Annotated in this window: 1 protein-coding gene; it reads right to left on the reverse strand. The window is 58.6% G+C overall.

The window, feature by feature from the left end:
- A partial coding sequence (locus AF337_RS32665) for a helix-turn-helix transcriptional regulator (protein WP_152971290.1) occupies positions 1-276 on the reverse strand: 276 nt, incomplete at its 3' end.
- Positions 277-319: the final 43 nt, after the last annotated feature.

The following is a 319-nucleotide window of genomic DNA, read 5'->3' on the forward strand; positions in this document are numbered from 1 at the left end:
GTCATTCAACCTTGCCACCATTTGAACGCCGAGCACGACGGCCTCGATCTCGTCAGGCGTCAGCATGAGCGGCGGCATGTCATATCGCGGATCGAGGACGTAGCCGAACCCCGCTTCACCCTCGATTGGAACACGCTGGGCAATCAGGTGTGCGATATCGCGGTAGACGGTTCGCCGCGCGACCTCAAGTTCATCCGCAAGCTCAGACGAGGTCACCGGGCGGCTCGACCGTCGAAGAATCTGGATGATCTGAAAAAGTCGATCTGCTTTTCGCATGCCTGATGACTCCTGCTGCCACAACGCTGTCAGCACGGCTATG

Origin of the sequence: Rhizobium ecuadorense (assembly GCF_001187535.1) — a bacterium.
In the GTDB taxonomy this organism is placed as follows: domain Bacteria; phylum Pseudomonadota; class Alphaproteobacteria; order Rhizobiales; family Rhizobiaceae; genus Rhizobium; species Rhizobium ecuadorense.